The sequence below is a fragment of the Saccharothrix hoggarensis genome (genome assembly GCF_042678885.1).
Lineage (GTDB): Bacteria > Actinomycetota > Actinomycetes > Mycobacteriales > Pseudonocardiaceae > Actinosynnema > Actinosynnema hoggarensis.
Genome location: NZ_JBHTLK010000023.1, coordinates 15888 through 38346, shown reverse-complemented (window position 1 = coordinate 38346; position 22459 = coordinate 15888). Strand labels below are relative to the sequence as shown.

Below are 22459 nucleotides of genomic sequence, written 5' to 3'. Positions count from 1 at the left end.
CGAACCGGACGGAGCCCGTCATGACCACCTCGGAGATCAACCCCACCCGTTCCGGTCTGTCCCCGGCGGCCCGCGCGCTGCTGGAGCGGCGCCTGCGCGGCCTCACCGCCGCGCCGACCGGCATCCCCCGCCAGGAGCCGCGGCCCGGACGAGCACCCCTGTCCGCGGCGCAGCAGCGCCTGTACTTCCTCGACCAGCTCGCACCGGGCGGCACCGAGTACCTGATGCCCGCCGCGTGGCGGTTGACCGGCCCGCTCGACGCCGCCGCGCTGGCGGGCGCGGTGGACGACCTCGTCGCCCGGCACGAGCAGCTGCGCGTGGTCTTCCCCGCCGAGGACGGCGTGCCGTTCCAGCGGGTCCTGCCGCATGGCGCGCCGATGGCGGTGGTCGAGGCCGACGCCGACGACGTCGCCGGGACCGTGCGGGCCGCCGCCGTGCGCCCGTTCGACCTGGCCGCCGAACCGGCCTTCCAAGCCACGTTGGTGCGCGTCACCGGCACCGACCACGTGCTCGTGCTGGCGATGCACCACATCGTCACCGACGGCTGGTCGCTGGACGTCCTCGTGCGCGACCTGCGCGAGCTGTACCGGGCCCGCCTGGCGGGCGAGGCGCCACGCCTGACGCCCACCCCGATCGAGTACACCGACTACGCGGTGTGGCAGCGCGCCGCCGACGAGACCGCGGACTTGGAGCACTGGCGCACCGCGCTGGCCGGGCTGACGCCGCTGGAGCTGCCCACCGACCACCCGCGCCCGAAGGAGCGCTCGCACGAGGGCGCCGTGCACACCGTCGAGCTGCCCGCCGACCTGGCGGCGGCCGTCACCGCCGCCGACGCCACCCCGTTCACCACGATCATGGCCGCGTTCCAGGCCGCGCTGGGCTTCCACAGCGGGCAGGACGACGTCGCGATCGGCACCATCACCGCCAACCGCGACCGCGCCGAGACCGAGGGGCTGGTCGGGTTCTTCGTCAACACCCTGGTCATGCGCGCCGACCTGTCCGGCGAGCCCACCTGCGCGCAGGTCCTCGACCGCGCCCGGGAACGGGTGCTGGGCGCGCTGAGCCACCAGTCCCTGCCGTTCGAGCGCGTCGTGGACGAGCTGAGCCCCGAGCGCGACCTGTCGCGCAACCCGCTGTTCCAGGTCCTGTTCGCCTACTCCGAGTCCGGCGGCGGCGCCTTCTCGCTCGGGGGGACCGTGGCGCGGGCGTTCCCGATCGCGCTGACCACGGCCAAGTTCGACCTGTCCCTGGAGGCCGTCGGCCACGACGGCGGCTACCGGTTGGCGTTCGTCTACCGCCCCGACCTGTTCGAGCACGACTCCGTGGCGCGGCTGGCCGACCACACCGTCGCCGTGCTGCGGGCGTTCTTCGAGCGTCCCGACGAGCCGCTGGGCTCGGTGCAGCTGCTGGGGGAGGCCGAGCGCGCGTTCCTGCTCGGCCCGGACGGTCCGGCGGCCTCCGGCGCCGCGGCGGGCCTGCCGCGGCTGGTCCTCGACCGGGTGGCCGACCACGTCGCCGCCACCCCGGACGCGATCGCCGTCACCGGTGGCGGCCGGTCGCTGACCTACGCCGAGCTCGACGCCCGTGCCACGGCGCTGGCCTCACGGTTGCGGGCGCTGGGCGCCGGCCGGGAGAGTCTGGTCGGGGTGTGCCTGGCGCGCACCGCCGACCTGGCGGTGGACCTGCTGGGCGTGTGGCGCGCCGGCGCCGCCTACCTGCCCCTGGACCCGCGCCACCCGCGGCAGCGCGTGGAGTTCACCGTCGCCGACGCGGGCGTGTCGCTGGTCGTGGCCGACGACACCGGCCGCGCCGCGCTGGACGGCCTGCCCGTCACCCTGGTCGACCCGGACGGACCCGGGGTGGACACCGCCTCGGTGGAGGTGCGAGCCGACGACCTGGCCTACGTCATCTACACCTCGGGGTCCACCGGCAAGCCGAAGGGCGTCGAGGTCACGCACGCCAACGCCGCCTGGCTGTTCGACGCCGCCGACCGGATGTTCGACTTCGGCCCCGGTGACGTGTGGTCGCTGATGCACTCCGCGGCGTTCGACTTCTCCGTGTGGGAGCTGTGGGGGCCGCTGAGCAGCGGCGGTCGCGTCGTGGTGCTCACCGGCGAGGAGACCCGCGACCCCGACGCCGTGCACCGGGTGCTGCGCGACGAGGGCGTCACCGTGCTCAGCCAGACCCCGGCCGCCTTCAAGGGCCTGCGCGCGCACCTGGCGCAGCACGGGCACACCTTCGACGGGCTGGCGCTGCGCACCGTCGTGTTCGGCGGGGACGCCTTCGACACCCGCGACTACCGCGACTGGTTCACCGCGCCGGGCCGCAAGCCCGCGCTGGTCAACATGTACGGCATCACCGAGACCACGGTGCACGTCACCTACCGGCTCATCACCGAGGCCGACGTCACCGCGGGTGACGGCGCGGAGCGCTCGCCCATCGGCCGTCCGCTGCCCGGCCAGCACGGCTACGTGCTGGACCGCCACGGTCGCCTGGTTCCGGTGGGCACGGTCGGCGAGCTGCACATCGCGGGCGGCGGCGTGGCCCGCGGCTACCGCAACCGGCCCGAGCTGACCGCCGAGCGCTTCCCGCGCGGCCCGCTGGGCGGGCGCGTCTACAAGACCGGCGACCTGGTGCGGGTGCTGCCCGACGGGCAGCTCGGCTACGTCGGCCGCGCCGACAACCAGGTCAAGATCCGGGGCTTCCGCATCGAGCCCGGCGAGGTCGAGAGCGCCCTCAGCGGCTGCCCGGGCATCGCCGACGCCACCGTCGTCGCCCAGCCGGGACCGCAGGGCGCGCGCCTCGTCGGCCACGTCGTGCTCGCCGAGGGCGCCCGGCTGGACCCGTCCGCGCTGCGCGACCGGTTGCGCGCGAGCCTGCCCGACTACATGGTCCCCGCGCTGTTCGTCCGCCACGACCGGCTCCCGCTGACCTCCAACGGCAAGGTCGACCGGGCCGCGCTGGCCGCCGTCGAGGCGGGCGGCGTGCGCACCCAGCCCGACCACGTGCGGCCGCGCACCCCGACCGAGCGGGCGCTCGCCGCCATCTGGGCGGAGGTCGTCGGCGCCGACCGGGTCGGCCTGGGCGACAACTTCTTCGACCTGGGCGGCGACTCGATCCTCGCCCTGCGCGTCGTCGGCCTCGCCCGCGCGGCCGGCCTCGGGCTGAGCGTGGCCGACCTGTTCCGCGCCCGCACGCTGGGCGACCTCGTCGCGCTGGCGGGCGCCGCGCAGGACGAGCCGGAGCCGGTCGAGCCGTTCTCGCTGCTCGACCCGGCCGACCGCGCCCGGCTGCCGGAGGGCCTGGTCGACGCCTACCCGCTGACCATGCTCCAGGCGGGGATGCTGCACGAGATGCTGGCCGACCCGCACCGCGCGGCCTACCACAACGTCACCGACCTCAAGATCACCGTCCCGGAGGGCTTCGACCTCGCCGCGTTCCAGGCCGCCGCCGACGAGGTGGTGCGCCGGCACGACATCCTGCGGACGTCCATCGACCTGGTGGGCTTCCGCGAGCCGCTGCAACTGGTGCACCCCGCCGCCGAGCTGCCGATCGGCTACTCCGACCTGCGCGGCCTGTCGCGCACCGAGCAGCGCGCGGCGCTGCGCCGGTTCGTCGACGCCGAGTTCGCCCGCCGCTTCGACCTGGCCGCGCCGCCGCTGGTGCGCATCCACCTGCACCGGCTCACCGAGCACGAGCTGAGGCTCACCCTCACCGACTGCCACGTGGTGCTCGACGGCTGGAGCCTCACCTCGCTCATCGCCGACCTGCTCGACCTGCACCGCCAGGCCGTCGAGGGGCGCACGCCGCAGCTGCCGCCGTCGCCGCGCTTCGCCGAGTACGTCGCGCTGGAGCTGGCCGCGCTGGAGTCGCCGGAGGGCCTGGAGTTCTGGCGCGACGAGCTGGAGGAGTTCCGGCCGGTGCGCTTCGGCCACCGCGAATCGCGGTCGGACGAGGTCATCCACGAGGTGCGCCGCTCCTTCGGCGGGCTCACCGAGGCCATCGGGCGGCTGGCGACGCTCGCGGGCGTGCCGCGCCGCACGGTCCTGCTGGCCGCGTTCCACCACACCATGAGCCTGTTCGCCGAGCCGGGCGACCCCGTCGGCGGCCACTCCATCGGCCTGGCCACCAACGGCAGGCCCGAGCAGGAGGGCGCGGACCGGATGCGCGGGCTGTTCCTCAACACCGTGCCGTTCGGCGTGCGCCGCACCGGCGTCACCTGGTTGGACCTGGTGCGCGACACCTTCGTCGCCGAGCAGGACATGCTGCCGCACCGCCGCGTCCCGCTGGCGCGCATGGCGCGCTTCCGCCCCGGCGAGCCCAACCTCGTCGAGGTGATCTTCAACTACGTCAACTTCCACCGGCTCACCAGCGACACCTGGGAGGAGTCGCTGGAGATCGCCCGCACCATGTTCCCGCTGCTGGTCAACACCAGCGTCAACGGCTTCACCCTGGACGTCGACCCCACCCGCGTCGACCCGGCCACCGCCGAGCAGCTCGCCGACGTCTTCCGCGACCTGCTGGAGACGATGGTCGCCGACCCGGAGGGGCCCGTCACCCGGCCCACGATCGCGGGCGCGGCCCGTGACCGGGACCTGGAGTGGTCGCGCGGCCCGGTCGTCCCGCCCGCCGGCACGCCGTTCCACCACCGCGTCGCCGCCCAGGACCGGGACGCGGTCGCCGTCACCCACCTGTCCGAGGCGGGACCGGTCGACCTGGCCTACGGCGAGCTGAACGACCAGGCGCTGCTGCTCGCCGGGCACCTCAAGGCGCTGGGCGTCGGCCCCGAGACCGTCGTCGGCCTCTGCGTCGACCGCGGTCCCGACCTGGTGCGCGCCGTCCTCGGCGTGCTGCACGCGGGCGGCGCCTACCTGCCGATGGACCCGCAGCTGCCCGCGGACCGGCTGGCGTTCATGGCCCGCGACAGCGGGATGCGCGTGCTGCTCACCCAAACGCCGCTGGTGGGCGTCGTCCCGTTCGACGGCCACACGACGCTGCTGGACCGGCCGCTGCCCGCGGACACGACGCCGCTGTCCGCAGTGGACGACGTGGACGGGGAGTCCGCCGCCTACGTCATCTACACCTCCGGCTCGACCGGCACCCCCAAGGGCGTGGTCATCCCGCACCGCGGGCTGGCCAACATGGTCGAGGGACAGCGGGACCTGGTCGAGCCGGGCCCCGCCGACCGGGTGCTCCAGTTCGCCTCCGCGAGCTTCGACGCCTCCATCCTGGAGATGACGTGGTCGCTGGCCAACGGCGGGCGCCTGTGCACCGCGCCCAAGGAGGCGCTGCGGCCCGGACCCGACCTCGCCCGCACCCTGCGCGAACTGCGGGTCACCGCGGGCATGCTCCCGCCCAGCGCGCTGGCGGTCATGCAGGGCGAGGAGTTCCCGGACCTGGCCACCCTCCAGGTCGCGGGGGAGGCGTGCCCCGCCGAGATCGCCGACGCCTGGTCGCGCGGGCGCCGCTTCCACAACGTCTACGGCCTCACCGAGACGTCGGTGTGGTCCACCGCGCAGGTGTGCGAACCCGGCGGCGGCAGGCCGTCGATCGGCTTCCCCATGCGCAACACCACGATGCACGTGCTGGACCCGGACATGCAGCCGGTGCCCGTCGGCGTCCCGGGCGAGATCCACCTGGGCGGCCTGGCCACCGGCCGCGGCTACCTCGACCGGCCCGGCCTCACCGCGGCCACCTACGTGCCCGACCCCTTCGGCCCGCCCGGCTCGCGGCTGTGCCGCACCGGCGACCTGGGCAGGCGCCGTGCCGACGGCTCCGTGGAGTGGATCGGCCGCCGCGACTCCCAGGTCAAGCTGCGCGGCTTCCGCATCGAGCTGGGGGAGGTGGAGCACGCGCTGGGCGAGGTGCCCGGGATCGCCCAGGCCGTGGTGCTGCTGCGCGACCTGCCCGGCGGACCGGCGCTCGTGGCCTACGTCGTCGGCGACGTGTCCGATGTGGACGCGCTGCGGCAGGCGCTGCGCGCGAAGATGCCCGCCTACATGGTGCCCGCGCGGTTCGTCGTCCTCGACGCCATGCCGATCAACCGCAGCGGCAAGGTCGACCGCGGCGCGCTGCCCCTGCCCGGCAGCGGTCGCGGCGACAGCGGCGCCGACTACGTCGCCCCCTCCACCCCGGTCGAGGTGGTGCTCGCCGAGGTCTGGCGCGACGTGCTCGGCCTGGCCGAGATCGGCGTGCACGACGACTTCTTCCGCATCGGCGGCAGCTCCCTGTCCACGGTGAAGGTCGCCGCCACGGCCCGCGCCAAGGGCGTGCCGGTGTCGGTGCGCGACCTCGTGGAGCGCCCGACCATCGCCCAGCTCGCCGCACAGGTCCACCGCGCGGCCCGCGGTGACGCACCCGCCGAGGTGCGCTCGGAGGTCCGGCTGCGCGACGGTGACGGCGCCCCGCTGTACTGCGTGCACCCCACCGGCGGCAGCGCCGCCTGGTTCGTGCCGCTGGCCAGGGCGCTGCCCGAGGGACCCGTCCTGGCGTTCCAGGCCCGCGGCCTGCTCGGCGGCGTGGACCCCACGACCGTGCCGGGCATCGCGGCGAACTACGTGGCGGAGATGGCGGGCGACGGACCGCACGCCGTCCTGGGCTGGTCCATGGGCGCCAACCTCGCCCTGGAGATGGCCACCCAGCTCCACGAGCGGGGACGTGCCGCCGAGCCGCTGGTGCTCGTCGAGCCGTACCTGCCCAACGAGGCCGCACGCACCCGCCTGCTGGGGGTGGCCGGCGACCTCGCCGGGGCGCTGGAACTGCGCGACCGGGTGCGCGCGCTGCCCCCGTCCGACGAGCGCGACCGCGCCGTCACCGAGCTGGAGGAGACCCTGCTGGGCGCCGGGATGTCGCCCAGCGAGGCCGACCTGGTGGAGGACGCGCCCATCGAGGTGTGGCACTCCCTGCTGGCCGCGCTGGCCGACTACGAGCCCCGTCCCCACCCCGGCCACGTCCACCTGGTCGTCGGCTCCGAAGCCGCCGCGATGCCCGACGGCGAGCTGATGCCGGGCCTGGACGTCGGCTTCGCCGAGTACGTCGAGCGCTGGCGCTCCCTCGCCCTGGGCGGCCTGACCGTCCACGTCTCGCCGGGCGACCACATGACCATCCTCGCCGAGCCCAACACCCGCGCGTTCGCGGACCTGCTCGGCGCGATCAGGGCGGAGGCACGCCGATGACCGCGACACTGGAACCCGTCCGGCACGCGCCGGGGTTCACCGAGCGCTACCTGCTCGACCCGGACGTGAACGCCGACCCGTACCCCTACCTCAACTCCCTGCGCGACCACGGGCCCGTCCGCTGGAGCCCGCTGCACCGGGCCTGGCTGGTCACCGGGCACTCCCAGCTCACCCGCGTGCTGCGGGAGCCGGCGGCCTCCGCCGCCCGCGTCGGCCCGATGATGGACGCCGTGCCCGAGGGCGCCCGCGGTGACGCCGAGCGCGCGTTCGACATCCTGTCCCGCTGGATGGTGTTCACCGACGCCCCCGACCACCGGCGGCTCCGGCAGGTGTTCCAGGAGCAGTTCTCGGCCCGAGCGATCAACCGCTACCAGGCGCTCATCGAGCGCGTCACCCGCGCCCTCCTGGCCCGCCGTGCCGTCCCGGGCCGGATCGGCGACCTCGCCGCGGACGTGGCCAAGCCCCTGCCCGCGCTGGTGTTCGCCCGCTGGCTGGGCGTCCCGCAGCAGCACAGCGCGTCGTTCTGGTACTGGAACGCCAGGGTCGGCGACCTCGTGCTCGGCGCGGCGCAGGAGGAGCGCGAGTACCGCACCTCCCTCCAGTCGCTGGTGAACCTGGAGGACTACCTCGCCGACCTGGTGCGGCAACGCCGCGCCGAGCCCCGGGACGACCTCATCAGCGCGGTGCTCGCGGGCGGGCAGGTCGGTGACGGCGTCAGCGAGGTCGAGTTCATCGGGATGCTCACCCAGATGGCCTTCGCGGGCGGCGAGACCACCAGCAACCTCATCGCCAACGCAGTGCGCGCCCTGCTGCTGCACCCCGACCAGCTGGCCGCCGTCCGCGAGGACCCGGAGCTGGCGCGTGCCGTGGTCGAGGAGGCCATGCGGTTCGACGGGCCGTCCAAGATGTCCATCCGCGTCGCCTCGCGCGACTTCGAGCTGGACGGCGACACCGTCCGCGGCGGCGACCGGCTCTTCCTGGTCTCCGCCGCCGCCAACCGCGACCCGGACCGCCACCGCGACCCCGACCGGTTCCTGGTCACGAGGTCCGACACCTCGCACGTGGGCTTCGGGTTCGGCGCCCACTTCTGCATCGGCGCCGCGCTGGCCCGCATGGTCGCCCGCTCGGCGCTGGAGGTCCTCATCACCGAGTACCCGGGCCTGCGCCTCGCCGGCACGCGCCACTCCTGGCAGCTGTCCCTGCTCAACCGCAGCCTCACCGCGCTGCCCGTCCGCTACTGAGCCCCGCAGGCGAGGAAGAAGGTCTCCGCTATGGCTACCACGTTGGCAGGTGCGGGTTCGCGCCTGTGGGCCCCCGCCCGGCTCCGCTCGTTCCGCCTGTTGTGGGCGGGGCAGGCCCTGTCCCTGCTCGGTGACGGGTTCAGCTACATCGCGTTCGCCTGGATCACGCTGGACCTGACCGGGTCCACGCTCATGCTCGGCTACGTCCTGGCGGCGCAGGCCGTGCCCCGCGCGCTGCTCACCCTCGTGGGCGGTTCGCTGAGCGACAGGTGGTCGCCTCGGCGGCTCATGGTCGTGTCGAGCTGGGCGCGGGCGGGGGTGATGGCGGGGGTCGCAGTGGCGGGCTTCTCGGGCACCCTCGGGTTCTGGGTGCTGTGCGCCGCCGCGGCGGTGTTCGGCGCGGTGGACGCCTTCTTCCAGCCCGCGCGCGTGTCGATCCTGCCCTCGGTGGTGGCCGCCGACGTGCTGCCCGCCGCCAACGCGCTGCTCGGCTCCGGGGTGAAGGTCGCCTCGGTCCTCGGCCCGGCGGTCGGCGGCGTGGTGGTCGCCGCTTCCAACGCCAACTACGCCTTCCTCGTCGACGCGCTGTGCTTCGCGCTGTGCGCGCTGTGCGTGTCCGCGGTGCGCACGCTGCCCCGCGAGCAGGAGGAGGACGCCGGCGGTGGCGCCGAGGCGGGCGACTCGCTGTGGGCGCGGATCAAGGAGGGCCTGCGGTACGTGTGGGCCGACCCGCGCATCCGGACCGTCCTCGTCGTCGACATGGCCGTGACGTTCTGCTACGCCGGGCCGTTCACGGTCGGCTTCGCCAACCTCGCCCGCAACGAGGTCGAGGGCGGCTCCGCCACGATGGGCCTGCTCAACGGCGCCCTCGCGGCCGGCGCGATGCTCGGCACGCTCGTCGGCGGCGCCGTGGGCACCCGGCCCCGGGTCGGGCTCCTGGTGGCAGCGCTGGCCGGGTGGCTCGCGGTGGGCATGGCCGCGCTGGGCGCCGTCGACCAGGCCGCGGTGGCCGTCGGGACCGTGCTGGCGATGGGGTTCGGCATCGGCTTCCAGGGCGTGTTCGGGGTGAGCTGGATCCAGCGCAACATCAAGGGCTCGGTGCTGAGCCGGGTCATCTCGGTGGACATGGTGCTCGGCTACGCGGTCGCGCCGCTGTCGCTGGTGGTGTGCGGCGCGCTGGCCGAGCGGAACACCGCGGTGATGTTCGGCGGCACGGCGGTGATCCTCGTCGTGACCGCTCTGGGCGTGCTCGCCTCCAAGCCGGTGCGCGAGATGCGCTGACCCACGCAGCCGGCGCTATCCCCGCCCCATCCCGCCGCTGTCCGCTCGTTCGCGGCAGGTGGATAGGTCGGGGATTCCGCCGTGATAGCCGCGGTGCCGATCCTTCGTTCGAACCCAGTCTCAACGCGATGTCATCCGTCGTAGTCGCTTGGGGGCGAACATGGAGCAGAGCTGTGCTGTCGTCAGGGCGCTGGTGCCCGTGGCCGTGGTGGCCAGGGACCCGATGCTGGAGGCGGGGGCGGCCAGTGCGTTGCGCGGGCACCCCGAACTGGTGGTGGTGCCCGCGGACGACGCCGAGGCCGCGCACGTCACGGTCGTGATGGTGGACGAGGTCGATCGCGCGGTGCTCGACCTCGTCCGGACGCGGCGCGGCGCCGTGGTGCTGGTGGTGGCCGACCTGACGCCCGCGCAGGCCCTGCACGCGGTGCTGAGCGGCGTGCGCGGCCTGCTGCGCCGCCGGGACGCGGGCGCGGAGCGGTTGGCCCGCGCGGTGCTGGCCGCCGCGGCGGGGGACTGCACGGTCCCGCCCGACCTGCTCGACCAGCTGCACGGCACCGAGGCGGCGCCGTCCGGGTCCGTCCTGGCCGGGGCCGGGCTGAGCGAGCGGGAGCGCGCCGTGCTCAGCCTCGTCGCCGAGGGCCACGAGACCGGGGAGATAGCGAAGAAGCTGTGCTACTCGCCCCGGACCGTCACCACGGTGGTGCACGACATCACCTACCGGTTCCGGCTGCGCAACCGCGCGCACGCCGTGGCCTACGCGCTGCGGGCGGGTCTGCTGTGACCGGCGTGCGGGTGCACGTCACCGCGGTGGGCCCGGTGGCGCGCGACGTGGCCGAACGCCTGCGCGGCGCGGGGATGGTCCTGGTCGACGCGCCTGGCCCGGACGTGGTCGTCGTGCTCGCGGCGAAGACGGTGGACGAGGCGCTGGACGCCTGCCCCGCCGTGTTCCGGCCCGGCCACGACCGGCTGCTGGTCCTGGCCGACTCCTTCGACCCCGCCGGGGTGCTGCGGGCCGTGCGGATGGGCGCCAGCGCGGTGCTCTGCCCGGTGGCCTCGCCGGTGTCGCGCCTGGTCGCGGGCGTGCACTCGGCCCTGCACGGCGACGGCGTCGTGCCCTACCAGGCCTTGGTGCGGCTGCTGGGCAGGTCCGGCGACGGGGCGATGGTCGAGGTCGAGGCGCTCACCGCCAAGCAGACCGCCGTGCTGCAGCTCATGGCCGACGGTCTCGGCAATTCCGCGATAGCGCGGGCGCTGGCCTGCTCGGAGCACACCGTCAAGAACGTCATCTACGAGCTGACCGCCCGGCTGCGGGTGCGCAATCGGGCGCACGCGGTGGCGCACGCGGTGCGGCTGGGGCTCATCTGAGCTGGTCAAGGCGCGTGTGCGGTGCCTATCGCGGCCGGCGTGAGCCGTGATAGCCGGGGGATAAATGGCGTGATAAGGGCGGGATTGGCTCTCCTCATACATTTTTCTCAACACCGAAGAACAAACCGGATCGGAGAGAAAAATGAACTTCCCCGTCATCGCGAAGAGCGCTGTTGTTCTTGCCGCCGTCACCGTCGCCACGATGTTCGGCGGCCAGAGCGCACTGGCCGAGGGCTCGAACCCGTGGGACGCCGCGCCGGTCTCGACCGAGGGCTCGAACCCGTGGGACGCCGCGCCGGTCGCCACCGACGGCTCCAACCCGTGGGACACCGCGCCGGTCGCCACCGACGGCTCCAACCCGTGGGACACCGCGCCGGTCACGACCGACGGCAGCAACCCGTGGGACTAGGTCCAACGCCGACCCCGGAACAGCACCGCAGGTCCCACCGGAACCACCACGCCACCCACGCCACCCACGCCGACGCACCGCCCGCCGCGTGACGAACCGCGGCCGTCCTCTCCGGCCCTAAGCGGGGACCTGCGCCTCCATCAGAGCGAGGTCCCGCCGCACCACCGCCGCCCCCTCGTGGTCCATGATGCGCTCCCGCACGGCGATCGACTGCCCGAAGTAGTCCCGCGCGGTGTCGTGCCGCCCGGCCGCGGCGTTGACCTCGCCGAGGTTGTGCAGCAGGTGGCTCTCACCGATCACGTCCCGGTTGGCGCGCACCATCTCCAGCACCTCCGACAGGGTCCGCTCCGCCCGCGCGTGCTCGCCGCGGTGCAGCTGCACCTGGCCGATGCGGCGCATCGTGGTGGCGATCCCGCCGGTGTAGCCGACCGAGCGGCAGATGTCCATCGCCTCCGCCAACTGCTCCAGCGCCTCGTCGCCCTGCCCGGTGCGCATGAGGATGTGGGCGCGTTGCGTGAGCACGATCGCCCGCCCCACCACGTCGTCGACCTGCCCGAAACCGCGCAGCGCGCTCTCGTACAGCTCCAGCGCGCCCGCGTCGTCACCCGCCTGCCGGGTCAGCAGACCGAGGTCGCGGTGGCACAGCGCCTGCCCCAGCGGATCGCCGATCCCGGTGAACAGCTCCACCGCCTCGGTCAGCGCCGCCCTCGACTCCGCGGGACGTCCCCGGTTGATGTGCAGCGTGCCCAGCGACGCCAGCAACGCCGCGGTGCCGCGGGTGTTGCCGGCCGCCCTGGTGGCGCGCAACGCCTCGTCGTGGCTGTGCTGCCAGTCGTCGAGGTGCCCGCGTGCCTCGAACACGGTGACCGCGGTGACCGCGAGGTCCCAGCACAGCTCGTCCATGCCGATCCTGGCCGCCTGCGCCACCGCCGCGCGCAGGTTCGGCAGCTCGCCCTCCAGCCACTCGATCGGGTGTTCCAGCAGCCGCGCCACGTGGTCGGCGGGCGGGAGCCAGCGCGGCGCGTCGCCGTGCAGCGCGGTGAAGTCGCCGCCGTACACGCCGCGGTGCGCGCGCTCCGCCAGCGCCAGCCAGCCGCCCAGCACGCGCTCCTGCACCAGCCGGTGCTCCTCGGCGTCCAGTGTGGACAGTTGCTCGCGGGCGAACAGGCGGATGATGTCCTGGAACCGGTAGCGGAAGCCGCCCGAGCCGTCGACCGAGACCACGTCGAGCATCTGGACGTCCACCAGGGGTTCGATCAGGTCCGACGGGTAGGGGCGGTCGTCGTCGAGCACCGCGCCCGCCACCCAGCCCGGCAACGACGGCCCCTCGGCCAGGCTCAGCAGGCCGAACAGCCGCCGCGTCGGCCGGTCGAGCCCGTCGTGGGTCAGCGACAGGCTCGCCCGGATCGTCATCTCGCCGTGCGCCAGCTCGTCGAGCCGATGCCGCTCGCTGGCCAGCCGGTGCACCATCGACGCCAGCGACCAGTGCGGCCGCGCCGCCAGCCTCGCCGCGACGATGCGCAACGCCAGGGGCAGCCCGCCGACGGTGCGCACCAGCGCCTCGGCGGCCTCCCGCTCACCGGACACCCGGTCCTCGCCGATGACCCGGCCCAGCAGTTCCAGCGACTGGTGCGGGTCCAGGAGGTCCAGTTCGAGGTGGCGCGCCCCCGGCAGGCCGGTCAGCCGCGACCGGCTCGTCACCACCACCGCGCACGTGCCGCTGCCCGGCAGCAGCGGCAGCACCTGCCGCTCGCTGACGGCGTTGTCCAGCACGACCAGCACCCGACGATCCGCCAGCAGCGTCCGGTACATCTCCGTGCGCGCCGCGAGATCGGCCGGGATCATGGAGCCGGGGATGCCCAGCGCCTGGAGGAACCGGCCGAGCACGTCGGCCGACTGGCCGGCGTCGCCGTAGGTGCCGCGCAGGTCGCAGTACAGCTGGCCGTCCGGGAAGTGCTCCTCCGCGATGCGGTGCCCGATGTGGGCGGCCAGCGTCGACTTGCCGACGCCCGGCCTGCCGATGACCACCACGACGCCGATCGCCCGCCGATCCCGCCGGCCGGTGAGCACCTCCTCCGCGGTGCGGATCAGCGCCTCCCCGCCGATGAAGTCGGCCGTGTCCGCCGGCAGTTGCCGGGGCACCGCCCTGGACGGTGTCGCGTCGACGTGGGGGGTCGGCGGCTGATCACGCTCGGGCGCCGGGCGGCGCAGCAGCGAGGCGTCACCGGCGTGGATCGCCCGCTCCAGCCCCCTCAGCTCCTCGCCGGGCTCCAGGCCGAGCTCCTCCACCAGCAGGTCGCGGCCGGCGCGGTACACGTCCAGCGCCTCCGCCTTGCGCCCCGACCGGTACAGCGCCAGCATCAGCAGCGCGCGCGGCCGCTCCCGCAGGGGGTGCTCGTGCACCAGCCTGCCGATCTCCCCGACCAGTTCGTGGTGCCGGCCGAGTTCCAGGTCGATGCCGAGATACGTCTCCACGGCGTTGAGCCGGTCCTCGTCCAAGCGCAGAGCCCTGGTGCGCAGGGAGCGGCCCGACAGCCCGCTCAGGCACGGCCCGCGCCACAGGCCCACCGCGGCCCGCAGCACCTCGGAGGCTTCCGCCAGGGCCCCGCGCTTGGCGGCGGCTCGCGCCTCGGCGACCGCGCGGGTGAACTCGTGGACGTCCAGCGCCGTGTCCGGGACGCGCAACTGGTAGCCGGGAGGGCGGGTCACGATCGACACCTCCACGCCGGCGTCGGAGAGCGTCTTGCGCAGCCGTGACACGCAGATCTGCACCTGGGTGCGCGCGGTGTCGGGCGGGTGGACCTCCCACAGGGTGTCGACCAGGTGATCGGTGCTGACCACCTTGTTCGCCTCCACCAGCAGGGAGGCCAGGATGATCTGCTGCCGACCCGGCGGGATGCGCACCGGACCGCCCGCGCCCGCGACCTCGATCGGCCCCAGGACCCTGAACACCAGGTGGTCGCCGATGGACGCCACCCGAATCCCGACCTCGTCCACGCGACCTCCGCTCACCCACCCGGGTGGGGCTTGCGCCGGGCATAGGCAGAAGATACCTGCGCACATGAGTTCTGTATGTCCGCTCGACGTCGCAAAACGGCATCGCGGCACGTCATCGGAAAAGGCTATGGAAGGAGGATGCCCTCGCGATAACGGCGTGATAAGGGGCGGTTGCCGAGGGAGTGGAGAGTCGGTTCCGCGGGCCCGCCCCGCACCTCGCGGGCGGTGGGCGAAAGGAGGGGGACATGGTCCTCGGCGAACGGCGGCTGCCACCGCCCAGCGACACGGTCACGGCGGTCGGTGTCGATCACGTCCGGCTTTCCTACCTCTACGCCGATGAGGGTGATCTTGAAGGGCTGGAGTCGTTGGTGCACTGCAAGGGGCAGGAAGGCTCGCTCCACGCGGCGCCGTCGACCTGCCGCTCCCAGGTGCTGGACGTGCTCGCCCCGCCCGAGGGCCCCAAGGGCAGGCACCGCCTGCTGCGGGTGATCGCCGACGGCGACTGCATCGCCGCGGTGGGCCGCTTCACGTCGGCCCCGGCGACGGAGGTGGAATTCGCCGACATCTTCACCATCGCCGACGACGGCCTGCTGACGGGGTGCAGGCGTTTCTACTCCGTGAGCACCACGTGACGGTTCGCGGAACGCGTTCGGACGCATTGGCACCGCGTTCGGAGCAACTCCGACAAACGAGCCTTCGGTTTCCCGGCGGCCCATCCGGTGAGAATAGGGAAACTGGATGGGTGTGACGCCGTGCGCGTGCACTTGATCAGCCGGCTCCCTCGGGCTCACCCAGCCTCACCCGGCGCGCCCCGGCGCGTACGAAGCCACGGCTTCACCGCCCGACCACGACGGCCACGTCACCACCGCGCCGGCCGTGACGGCACCCATGCCGGTCCCCGACGACCGGGACGTCCGCCCATTCCGTCAATCAACTGCTCCGAAGGTCATCGGCATTCACGCATTTGACAATGGAAAATCACCCTGATGACCGCCTGCGAGAACCATCACATTGAGGCGGTGTCACCTCGGAACCTAACGTCTGCGGCGGATGCGATCCGACCGATCAATCCGCAACCATTCCGCAGTCATCGTTTCGAGGGAGAACCATGTCCCGCGTTCTGCTCGCCGCGGTCGCGACCACCGTCGCCGCTCTGGCCAGCGCGTTCGTCGTCCCGTCGGCCTCCGCCGCCACCGCACCGGAGGCCCTTCTGTTCCTCGGCGTCACCTATTCCGACGCCGACCCGGCAGGCCCCCGAACCGTTCACGGTTTTCTCACCTGCGCACCTGAAGGCGGACTGCACCGCGATCCGGTCGCGGCATGCGCCGAATTGGCGGCCGCCGGTGGCAACGTGGGCGCGACCGACGTCGAAAACCCCGGCGTGGCGTGCCCGATGATCTACGCGCCGGTCACCGTCCGGGCCTTCGGCTGGTACGCGGGCGCACCGATCAGCCACACCACGACCTACGGCAACAGCTGCGTCTTCGCGGCGTCCACCGGGCCGGTCTGGCACATCTGACCGAAACCGACCGGCGTCCGCTTCCGCCGAAGGCGGAGCGGGAGCCACATGAAGCAACCGCAGCAGCCGTTCGGCAGGGACGCGACAAGGTGAACTCGAGCTAGGACCCGTCTTCCTCGCCGGTCGACCCGTCCTCCGCCGGGCTGTCGCTCGGCGGCCTCTTCGACACCTCTCGCTCCGTTTCGGTGAGCGGCGCACCGGTCGCTTCCTCGGAAGCGCCCCGTTCCACCGTGTCCTCGTCGTGCTGCGGTTCCGTCATGACCAACCTCCGTTGTCCGGGTCGCACCACGGCTACCCCGCCACGGACCACCGAAGCATCACGCCGACTCCTCGACCGGCTCGTCGTCCCGTGCGCGTTGGAACGGCGCGGCGAGCCGGATCTCACCGAGGTGTTCCCGCTCCCAGCACGACCTCCAGTGCCGTCGCACGAACCGCCCGACTGTCCGGACGACGTTCAGCGACCGGCCGAGGCACCGCGTGGCAGCGGGCCGACGTCGGACCGGCGGCCTGGGCGCATCGAGGCGTGCCGCTGCCCGGGGCCGGGACCTCCGCGTGCGGCGAGGGCGTCGGCGACCAACCCGGTGGCGAAGGCGTAGACCGACTTGTGCAGCAGGTCCACCACCAGCTCCGACCGGGGCCAGGTCTGGGGCGGCGCGCCGACACCCGTGGCGTTCTCCAGGATCTGGTCGTTGCTCAACCGCACCGCGGTGAACATCACCGAGGCCACCGGGCCGCGCATCCCCGCGTTGGCCATCAGCGACCGCACCACCCCGGCCAGCGCGCCCTGCCCGAAGTGCATCACCAGGTTCACCGCGCGAGGCTGCCGGCCGGCCCACTCCGACGTCCCGAGCAGCCGTTCCAGCACCAGTCCCGGCACGTGCGAGTCGGGGCGACCCGTCACGCGCTGCTCCAGCTTCTCCCCGACGGTCATCACCGCCGCACCGGCAGCCCCGGCGACCAGCCCCTGCCACAACGCACGCTTCAGCATGCTCCCGACTACCCCACCGGCCGGGTCCTATCCGCATGGCGCCGCGCGCTCACCCGAGCGACGACAACCGCGTTCCGGAGTCGCGCATGCCGTCGCTGCAACCGGAAAAGCAGCGAACACGGACGCCGGGTGCACCGAGACCTCCTACGACCTGGCCGACAACATCACCCACAAGGTCACCTCGAAGTGCCGTTCCAGTAACGGCGGCAAGGAGCTTGACGAGGAGAGCGGCCTCTAACGGCACCGGTCTTCTCCCACGCGGTGAAGCGCTTGTAGACCGTGGTCCAGGGCGGGAAGTCCGCCGGCAGGGCACGCCACTTGATGCCGTTGTCGACCACGTACAGGATCACGCGGCGGCAGTGCTTCTCTCTCTGCCCCGCCCACCGCCACCCTGACCGGCCAGGCACGCCGGATCGGGCAACAGCGGGTCGAGTCGGATCCGCCGGCCCTGCCGGCCGACTTCCCGCCTTGATCCGGCTGCGGCTCTCGCGACTGCTTCCCATGCGATCGCAATAGCGGTCAGGAAGTGACCTGGATTCGGTCTACCTTGGGTTGACCAGCACAAAGACGAGGAGTGGAAGCCGTGACGATCTTGGTAACCGGTGCGACGGGTCTGGTCGGGCGGCACGTCGTCGACCGGCTCGTCCAAGCGGGCGCGTCGGTACGGGTGCTCACTCGCACGCCCGCGAAGGCCGTATTTCCCGAGCACGTCGAGGTCTTCAAGGGCGACCTGCTCCAGCCCTCATCGCTCGTGGCCGCGCTTGAGGGCGTGGAGAAGCTGTTGCTGTTCCCGCAACCGGAGACCGCGACCGAGGTGGTCGGCCTGGCCAGGCAGGCGGGTGTGCGGCGCGTCGTCGTGCTCTCCGCCGCGGCCGTGACGCTCGGCTCCGACACCGCCTACCACGCCCGGGTCGAGCGTGCGGTCGAGGAGGCCGGGCTTGAGTGGACGCACGTGCGGCCCGGCGAGTTCATGACGAACATGCTGCCGATCTGGGGACCGATGATCAAGGAGTCGCGAATGGTGCGTTATCCGTTCGGCGACGACCTCGGCGCCGCCCCGATCCACGAAGCGGACATCGCGGACGTCGCCGTGGTGGCACTGTTGGAGGACGGGCACATCGGCAAGGCGTACACGCTGAGCGGTCCCGAGCAACTCTCCGTGCGCCGGCAGGTCGGGGCCATCGCCGATGCGCTCGGTGAGGAGGTGCGCTACGAGGAGGTCTCCCGCGAGGAAGCGCGTGACGTCCTCAGGGCGATGGGAGGCTTTGCCGCCGAGAGCGCCGACCTGCTGCTCGGGTTCGTCGACTACGAGGGCGGCGCGGGCGGCGGTGACAACGGCTATTCCGACCAGGACTACTCGGATCTGATGAAGCCGCTGCCGGGCTATGGGGAGGCCACCGGCAAGGACGGTCGCACCTACGCGCAGTGGGCGCGCGATCACGTGGAAGACTTCCGCTGACCCTCGACCTCCCATCGAGATCGCCGGTCCGGCCATTCCGCCGAATCCTCAGTGCCCGTTTCCCAGCTATTGGCGTTGGGTGAGTCGGCGGCTGGTGATGCGGATCATGGACCAGCGGACCATGGCCTCGTGGTGAAGGGGTAGGCGTTCGTAGTCGCGGACACAGCGGCGGTGTCCGGTGATCCAGGCCAGGCCCGCTTGACCACCCATCGCCTTGGCAGCACGGTGAAGTGCGGCAGATCGGGGCGGTGGACGATCTCCACCAGTGAACCGAGTGTTCTGCGGGCCCAGTCGAGCAGGGTGCCGGTGTAGCCGCCGTCGGCCCACACCAACGCGGCGCGTTCGCCGGCGGTGTCGCGCAGGCGTCGCAGCAGGCTGCGGGCGCGCGGTGGGCGAGCGGCGACCCGGTCCTGCGTCGAGGCCAGCCGGGGCACCGCCAACAACAACCCCGTGGTGTCCACGACGACGTGGCGCTTACGGCCCTGCACCTTCTTGCCGCCGTCCCAGCCGCGGGTGGACCGGTCGACGGTAGCGGCGGCGCGCACCGGTTGGCACTCCATGACCGCCACCGACGGCGCCGCCACCCGGCCCTCGGCCAGGCGGACGCGGTCGCGCAACGCGTCGAGCAGCCGCTGCGACGCGCCAAAGCGGCGATGTTCCTAGGCCCCGTCCGCACCCGTCGCGCCGAACGGAACCGGCGGCGGCTCGGCCATCGAGAAATCCGGCGACATCGGCGGGTGTTGCCGCCAGGATGGCCGGTGTGGAACAGGTTGAAGTCGTTGTCGCCCACAGTCAGCGTGCGACGTTGCGCGTCGGCGACGTGTTCCTGAAGATCGACGGCGACCCGGCGCACGCCGACGTCGAGGTGCGGGCGATGGCCATGGCGCCGATACCGACCCCGGCGGTCCTCTGGCGCGAGCCGCCCGTGCTCGCGATCGCCGCCGTGCCCGGCAAGGCGCTCGGCGTCCTCGGCGAACCGTCGGCCGTGTCGCCGGCGGCGTGGGGTGCGGCGGGCGCGGCCATACGGAGGCTGCACGACGCGCCGTTGCCGCCGTGGCCGGGGCCCAGGCTCGACGACGTGGCCGCGGAGCTGGACAGCGAGTGCGCGTGGCTGCTCGACAACGCCGTTCTGCCCGCCGAGGTGATCCGGCGCAACCGCGAGATCGCCGAGGCCGCGCTCCGGCCGTGGAAACCGGTGTTCATCCACGGCGACCTGCAGATCACGCACGTGTTCGTCGACGGCGACGAGGTCACCGGTGTCATCGACTGGTCCGAGGCCGCCCCCGGCGATGCCATGTTCGACCTCGCCACTGTGACGCTAGGGCACGAGGAACGCCTGGACGACCTGCTCGTCGGTTACGGTGCCGACGCGGACCGCGACGCGATCCGCGCCTGGTGGTCACTGCGCAGCCTGGTGGCGTCGCGTTGGCTGATCGAGCACGGCTTCGACCCGGACGCGCCGGGGTGCGAGTTCGACGTCCTCAGATCCCGGATGCGGGAACACTAAGGGCTGTGTGGAAGGGAGTTCTCCGGCCGCCAGATCGTCCGAGGCCGGCCAGTCTGCCGGCAGGGCTGTGCGGTGGAACGACTTGCGGGCGGAGTTGGGTCTGTAGGCGCAACCGATCGGAGTGCCGACAACTCCGCAGTACCCGGAGGTGCTTCATGATTGTTCTCGCGGATGCGTTAGCGACCTCTTCGTCGGCACGGGAGTGGACTGCGCGAGCCGCACGGGAAGTCGCGGCGTCGCATGGCCGGAACCCCGCTCGTGCTGGAGTGGGACGAAGACGCGGGCGAGACTGGATCAGCCAGCCGTTGGCGGTGATCGCGGACAGCCATCGCATGTCGGTCGGTCGTCTGGCACTTGGGGAGTTGCCGGTCGGGCACGTGCCCTCGTTCGACGATAACGTCTTGATGTGGACCCGGACGTCCTCGTGGCGGCATTCGGCCCGGCGACGCCGCGGATATTGGGAGACGGTGCCTTCTCCACGAATGATCTGTGGTTCGCGTCCATATGACGTTGTGCGCTTGAGGAGAAGCGGACGTCCCGCGGCGCTATGCGGTCTCGGCATCCCCAAGGCGGATCGCCAACACGGCCATCTCCCGCAAGCGTTCGTAGTACTCGCGCGCGCCGTTTTCGCCGTCGATCGACGGCAGGACCTCCTCGACAGCGACGAGGCGACCGAGCAGGATCAGGCGGCGCCGTTCGTCGAGGTGTCCCGACAGCGCCGAAGAGACACAGCCGGCGATGGCCGAGTCCAGCGTGACCATGTCCTCACCGTTGACGTCCCGACCGCGAAGGTGCCGCGGGAACGGCGCACGCACGTGTTCTCCCCACAGCAGTGACAGTCGGTCCCGTTCGCTCATGATCGCGATTGTGCCCCACCACAGGGCTGCGCAGACGAGAACTTCCTCGCGGCAATTGAACGCCGGCGTGGTTGGACTCCGCGCCGGGAAGACAAGCGCGGCATCGGGCCGGGTGGTCGACTGGGGACCAACAACCTCGCGGTGATCGGTTGGCCCGGCCGTAGTGGTGTGACTTGCCGGGCTCGAAGAGGTCGGTGGTCGGCACGCTTCCTGAGTTGGCAGGGCCCGTCGGGTACGGAACACCGGTTGTGCGGAAATGTGGAGCCTGGGTGCTCGATGCGGCAGGTGGTCGGGTGCTGAACGCCGGGTTCGATCGAGCGGTGCAAGTGGCCGAGATGCCGCCCTGCCGTCGCATACGGGGCGGCAGGCCAAGGCTGCTCAGACTCCGCGGCTCTCGACGGCGTCGGCCAGGCGATTGATGGCGGACGCGATGGCCAGTAGGGCGAACACCTGTGCCTCCGCGACTTCACCTCGGGCGGCGGATTCGGTCGCGGTCACTTCGTGAGCACCAGGGCCGACCATGGTGTCGTCGTTCAAGCTGGCTCCTTGTGTCCGGGTATGCCGTTCGGTCACTCATCGTGTCAGAGTAAAATCACGCTGTCACGGCCCACTCGGCTTGTGGACTTTAGGTGAACACGAACCGCGCGGTGGGGGTGGTCGTGGAGCAGGTCGGCCAAGAGTCCGGACAGGTTCACGATGCGGACGCCGGCGGGCCTCGGGCGGTCTGAGGGCGAGGCTGTCGCCGGCCTTCCGCCCGGCGCCGTTTGCCGCCGACGCCGATCGCGGCGTTGGCCGTGCCGCCGCCGAGCAGTCTGGTCGCGGTGATCGGGAACCAGGCTGATCGCGACTGGAGCGCTGCGGACCGCCCGATGAGACGCGCGGTGCCCCCGAATGGCGGCGGAACGCGGTTCGCATGCTCGACCAACGTGGGGTCAAATGGCACAAGGCTTGATCAACGCGGAATATTCACCCATTTGGCGTTGAGGTTTGTCACGCTACGTCAGGCGGAAAGGCCGGCAGCGGCTGATCGACATGCCGCGACGTAACGTTGTGTCGCAAACGGTCGATCTGCTCCCTGGTGCCGAACAGGTGGAACCGGATTCGGTATTTCTCACGGCAGAGTCTCGTACACGAGGGAGTTCTTCGATCATGCACAAGCTCAAAGCGGTTCTTGGTGCTCTGGCGGTGACCGGGGCCGCGATTCTGGCGAACCCTGGGACCTCGGCCGCGGTGGACGGCGCTCTCAGCGCCACTTCTCCCGACGGTGGTGCCTACGGCTCGGTGTACGCGGACTTCACTTCCCCCTTCTACGTCAACATCAACAGCATCTACATCAACGACCGTTGTCCGGGTGACGGAGTTCGCGCGGTCATCCGGTTCCACGTGCGTTACAACGGCGACGCCCACTTCACCCAGGTCGGATCCCGGGAGGACGCGGGCGGCTGTGAATCCGACCCCTACCGTGGCGCCACGCACTGGGGCCCCACCAACCGGAAGATCAACGACTTCGGTATCACGGTGTGCTCCACCAACTGCAGCGGCATGACTTACCGCGACAACCCCCACAACTGACTTCGTTGGCAAGGACGCCCGTTGACAGGAGTGTTGCGCTCCGCGTAACCGGGTGAACCGGCTGGGGAATGCCGACACAAGATCGTCGG

Annotated in this window: 17 protein-coding genes; 11 read left to right on the top strand and 6 right to left on the bottom strand. The window is 72.3% G+C overall.

Annotated features, from left to right (window positions below):
• Positions 1-20: 20 nt before the first annotated feature.
• The 6 genes from ACFQ3T_RS07515 (at position 21) to ACFQ3T_RS07490 (ending at position 11471) form a co-directional block, all read left to right on the top strand.
• Positions 21-7175 (top strand): amino acid adenylation domain-containing protein, encoded by a 7155-nt coding sequence (locus ACFQ3T_RS07515; RefSeq protein ID WP_380721635.1) that lies wholly within the window; start codon positions 21-23, stop codon positions 7173-7175.
• Positions 7172-8416, top strand: coding sequence for a cytochrome P450 (locus ACFQ3T_RS07510; RefSeq protein WP_380721633.1), 1245 nt, complete (start codon positions 7172-7174; stop codon positions 8414-8416). The genes ACFQ3T_RS07515 and ACFQ3T_RS07510 overlap by 4 nt, the downstream gene beginning before the upstream one ends.
• 30 nt (positions 8417-8446) lie before the next feature.
• Positions 8447-9697, top strand: coding sequence for an MFS transporter (locus tag ACFQ3T_RS07505; RefSeq protein WP_380721630.1), 1251 nt, complete (start codon positions 8447-8449; stop codon positions 9695-9697).
• A gap of 148 nt (positions 9698-9845) precedes the next feature.
• Entirely contained in the window at positions 9846-10478 is a 633-nt protein-coding gene (locus ACFQ3T_RS07500; protein ID WP_380721627.1) for a helix-turn-helix transcriptional regulator, read from the top strand.
• A 5-nt stretch (positions 10479-10483) separates the two neighbouring features.
• Complete coding sequence (locus tag ACFQ3T_RS07495) at positions 10484-11062, top strand: helix-turn-helix transcriptional regulator (RefSeq protein ID WP_380721624.1); 579 nt, start codon at positions 10484-10486, stop codon at positions 11060-11062.
• 142 nt (positions 11063-11204) lie between these two features.
• Positions 11205-11471: a hypothetical protein gene (locus ACFQ3T_RS07490; RefSeq protein ID WP_380721621.1), complete on the top strand. Its 267-nt coding sequence runs from the start codon at positions 11205-11207 to the stop codon at positions 11469-11471.
• 117 nt (positions 11472-11588) lie between these two features.
• Here ACFQ3T_RS07490 and ACFQ3T_RS07485 read toward each other — a convergent pair whose 3' ends face one another.
• Positions 11589-14468 (bottom strand): AfsR/SARP family transcriptional regulator, encoded by a 2880-nt coding sequence (locus tag ACFQ3T_RS07485; protein WP_380721618.1) that lies wholly within the window; start codon positions 14466-14468, stop codon positions 11589-11591.
• A gap of 245 nt (positions 14469-14713) precedes the next feature.
• Here ACFQ3T_RS07485 and ACFQ3T_RS07480 point away from each other — a divergent pair, with 245 nt between their 5' ends.
• Positions 14714-15100 carry a nuclear transport factor 2 family protein gene (locus ACFQ3T_RS07480; protein ID WP_380721615.1) on the top strand — a complete coding sequence of 129 codons (387 nt, stop codon included), beginning with the start codon at positions 14714-14716 and terminating at the stop codon, positions 15098-15100.
• 476 nt (positions 15101-15576) lie between these two features.
• Positions 15577-15987, top strand: coding sequence for an SSI family serine proteinase inhibitor (locus ACFQ3T_RS07475; RefSeq protein ID WP_380721612.1), 411 nt, complete (start codon positions 15577-15579; stop codon positions 15985-15987).
• 454 nt (positions 15988-16441) lie between these two features.
• Here the strand turns inward: ACFQ3T_RS07475 and ACFQ3T_RS07470 are convergent, their stop codons facing one another.
• Both ACFQ3T_RS07470 and ACFQ3T_RS07465 read right to left on the bottom strand, forming a co-directional pair.
• A complete protein-coding gene (locus ACFQ3T_RS07470; protein ID WP_380721609.1) occupies positions 16442-16975 on the bottom strand; it encodes a hypothetical protein in 534 nt (177 codons plus the stop codon).
• A 176-nt stretch (positions 16976-17151) separates the two neighbouring features.
• Positions 17152-17478, bottom strand: a complete 327-nt coding sequence (locus tag ACFQ3T_RS07465) for a transposase (RefSeq protein WP_380721606.1) — start codon at positions 17476-17478, stop codon at positions 17152-17154.
• A gap of 71 nt (positions 17479-17549) precedes the next feature.
• Here ACFQ3T_RS07465 and ACFQ3T_RS07460 point away from each other — a divergent pair, with 71 nt between their 5' ends.
• Positions 17550-18434, top strand: coding sequence for an SDR family oxidoreductase (locus ACFQ3T_RS07460; protein WP_380721603.1), 885 nt, complete (start codon positions 17550-17552; stop codon positions 18432-18434).
• A 104-nt stretch (positions 18435-18538) separates the two neighbouring features.
• Here the strand turns inward: ACFQ3T_RS07460 and ACFQ3T_RS07455 are convergent, their stop codons facing one another.
• The gene (locus ACFQ3T_RS07455) at positions 18539-19051 is read right to left on the bottom strand and encodes a transposase (RefSeq protein WP_380721600.1); all 513 of its coding nucleotides are present in this window, start codon (positions 19049-19051) and stop codon (positions 18539-18541) included.
• Positions 19052-19185: 134 nt separating this feature from the next.
• Here ACFQ3T_RS07455 and ACFQ3T_RS07450 point away from each other — a divergent pair, with 134 nt between their 5' ends.
• Positions 19186-19941, top strand: a complete 756-nt coding sequence (locus ACFQ3T_RS07450) for a phosphotransferase family protein (RefSeq protein ID WP_380721597.1) — start codon at positions 19186-19188, stop codon at positions 19939-19941.
• A 545-nt stretch (positions 19942-20486) separates the two neighbouring features.
• Here the strand turns inward: ACFQ3T_RS07450 and ACFQ3T_RS07445 are convergent.
• Both ACFQ3T_RS07445 and ACFQ3T_RS07440 read right to left on the bottom strand, forming a co-directional pair.
• Positions 20487-20798: a hypothetical protein gene (locus ACFQ3T_RS07445; RefSeq protein WP_380721595.1), complete on the bottom strand. Its 312-nt coding sequence runs from the start codon at positions 20796-20798 to the stop codon at positions 20487-20489.
• Positions 20799-21176: 378 nt separating this feature from the next.
• Positions 21177-21335, bottom strand: a complete 159-nt coding sequence (locus tag ACFQ3T_RS07440) for a hypothetical protein (RefSeq protein WP_380721593.1) — start codon at positions 21333-21335, stop codon at positions 21177-21179.
• Positions 21336-21947: 612 nt separating this feature from the next.
• On the opposite strand from ACFQ3T_RS07440, the gene ACFQ3T_RS07435 reads away from it, so the two are divergent.
• Positions 21948-22370, top strand: coding sequence for a hypothetical protein (locus ACFQ3T_RS07435; protein ID WP_380721590.1), 423 nt, complete (start codon positions 21948-21950; stop codon positions 22368-22370).
• Positions 22371-22459: the final 89 nt, after the last annotated feature.

Bases quoted from the DNA above. Each gene is read 5' to 3' on its own strand.
- ACFQ3T_RS07450 (WP_380721597.1), top strand. From the start codon at position 19,186: ATGGCCGGTGTGGAACAGGTTGAAGTCGTTGTCGCCCACAGTCAGCGT.
- ACFQ3T_RS07505 (WP_380721630.1), top strand. From the start codon at position 8,447: ATGGCTACCACGTTGGCAGGTGCGGGTTCGCGCCTGTGGGCCCCCGCC.
- ACFQ3T_RS07475 (WP_380721612.1), top strand. From the start codon at position 15,577: ATGTCCCGCGTTCTGCTCGCCGCGGTCGCGACCACCGTCGCCGCTCTG.
- ACFQ3T_RS07470 (WP_380721609.1), bottom strand. From the start codon at position 16,975: ATGCTGAAGCGTGCGTTGTGGCAGGGGCTGGTCGCCGGGGCTGCCGGT.
- ACFQ3T_RS07465 (WP_380721606.1), bottom strand. From the start codon at position 17,478: ATGGGAAGCAGTCGCGAGAGCCGCAGCCGGATCAAGGCGGGAAGTCGG.
- ACFQ3T_RS07490 (WP_380721621.1), top strand. From the start codon at position 11,205: ATGAACTTCCCCGTCATCGCGAAGAGCGCTGTTGTTCTTGCCGCCGTC.
- ACFQ3T_RS07435 (WP_380721590.1), top strand. From the start codon at position 21,948: ATGCACAAGCTCAAAGCGGTTCTTGGTGCTCTGGCGGTGACCGGGGCC.
- ACFQ3T_RS07510 (WP_380721633.1), top strand. From the start codon at position 7,172: ATGACCGCGACACTGGAACCCGTCCGGCACGCGCCGGGGTTCACCGAG.
- ACFQ3T_RS07480 (WP_380721615.1), top strand. From the start codon at position 14,714: ATGGTCCTCGGCGAACGGCGGCTGCCACCGCCCAGCGACACGGTCACG.
- ACFQ3T_RS07515 (WP_380721635.1), top strand. From the start codon at position 21: ATGACCACCTCGGAGATCAACCCCACCCGTTCCGGTCTGTCCCCGGCG.
- ACFQ3T_RS07445 (WP_380721595.1), bottom strand. From the start codon at position 20,798: ATGAGCGAACGGGACCGACTGTCACTGCTGTGGGGAGAACACGTGCGT.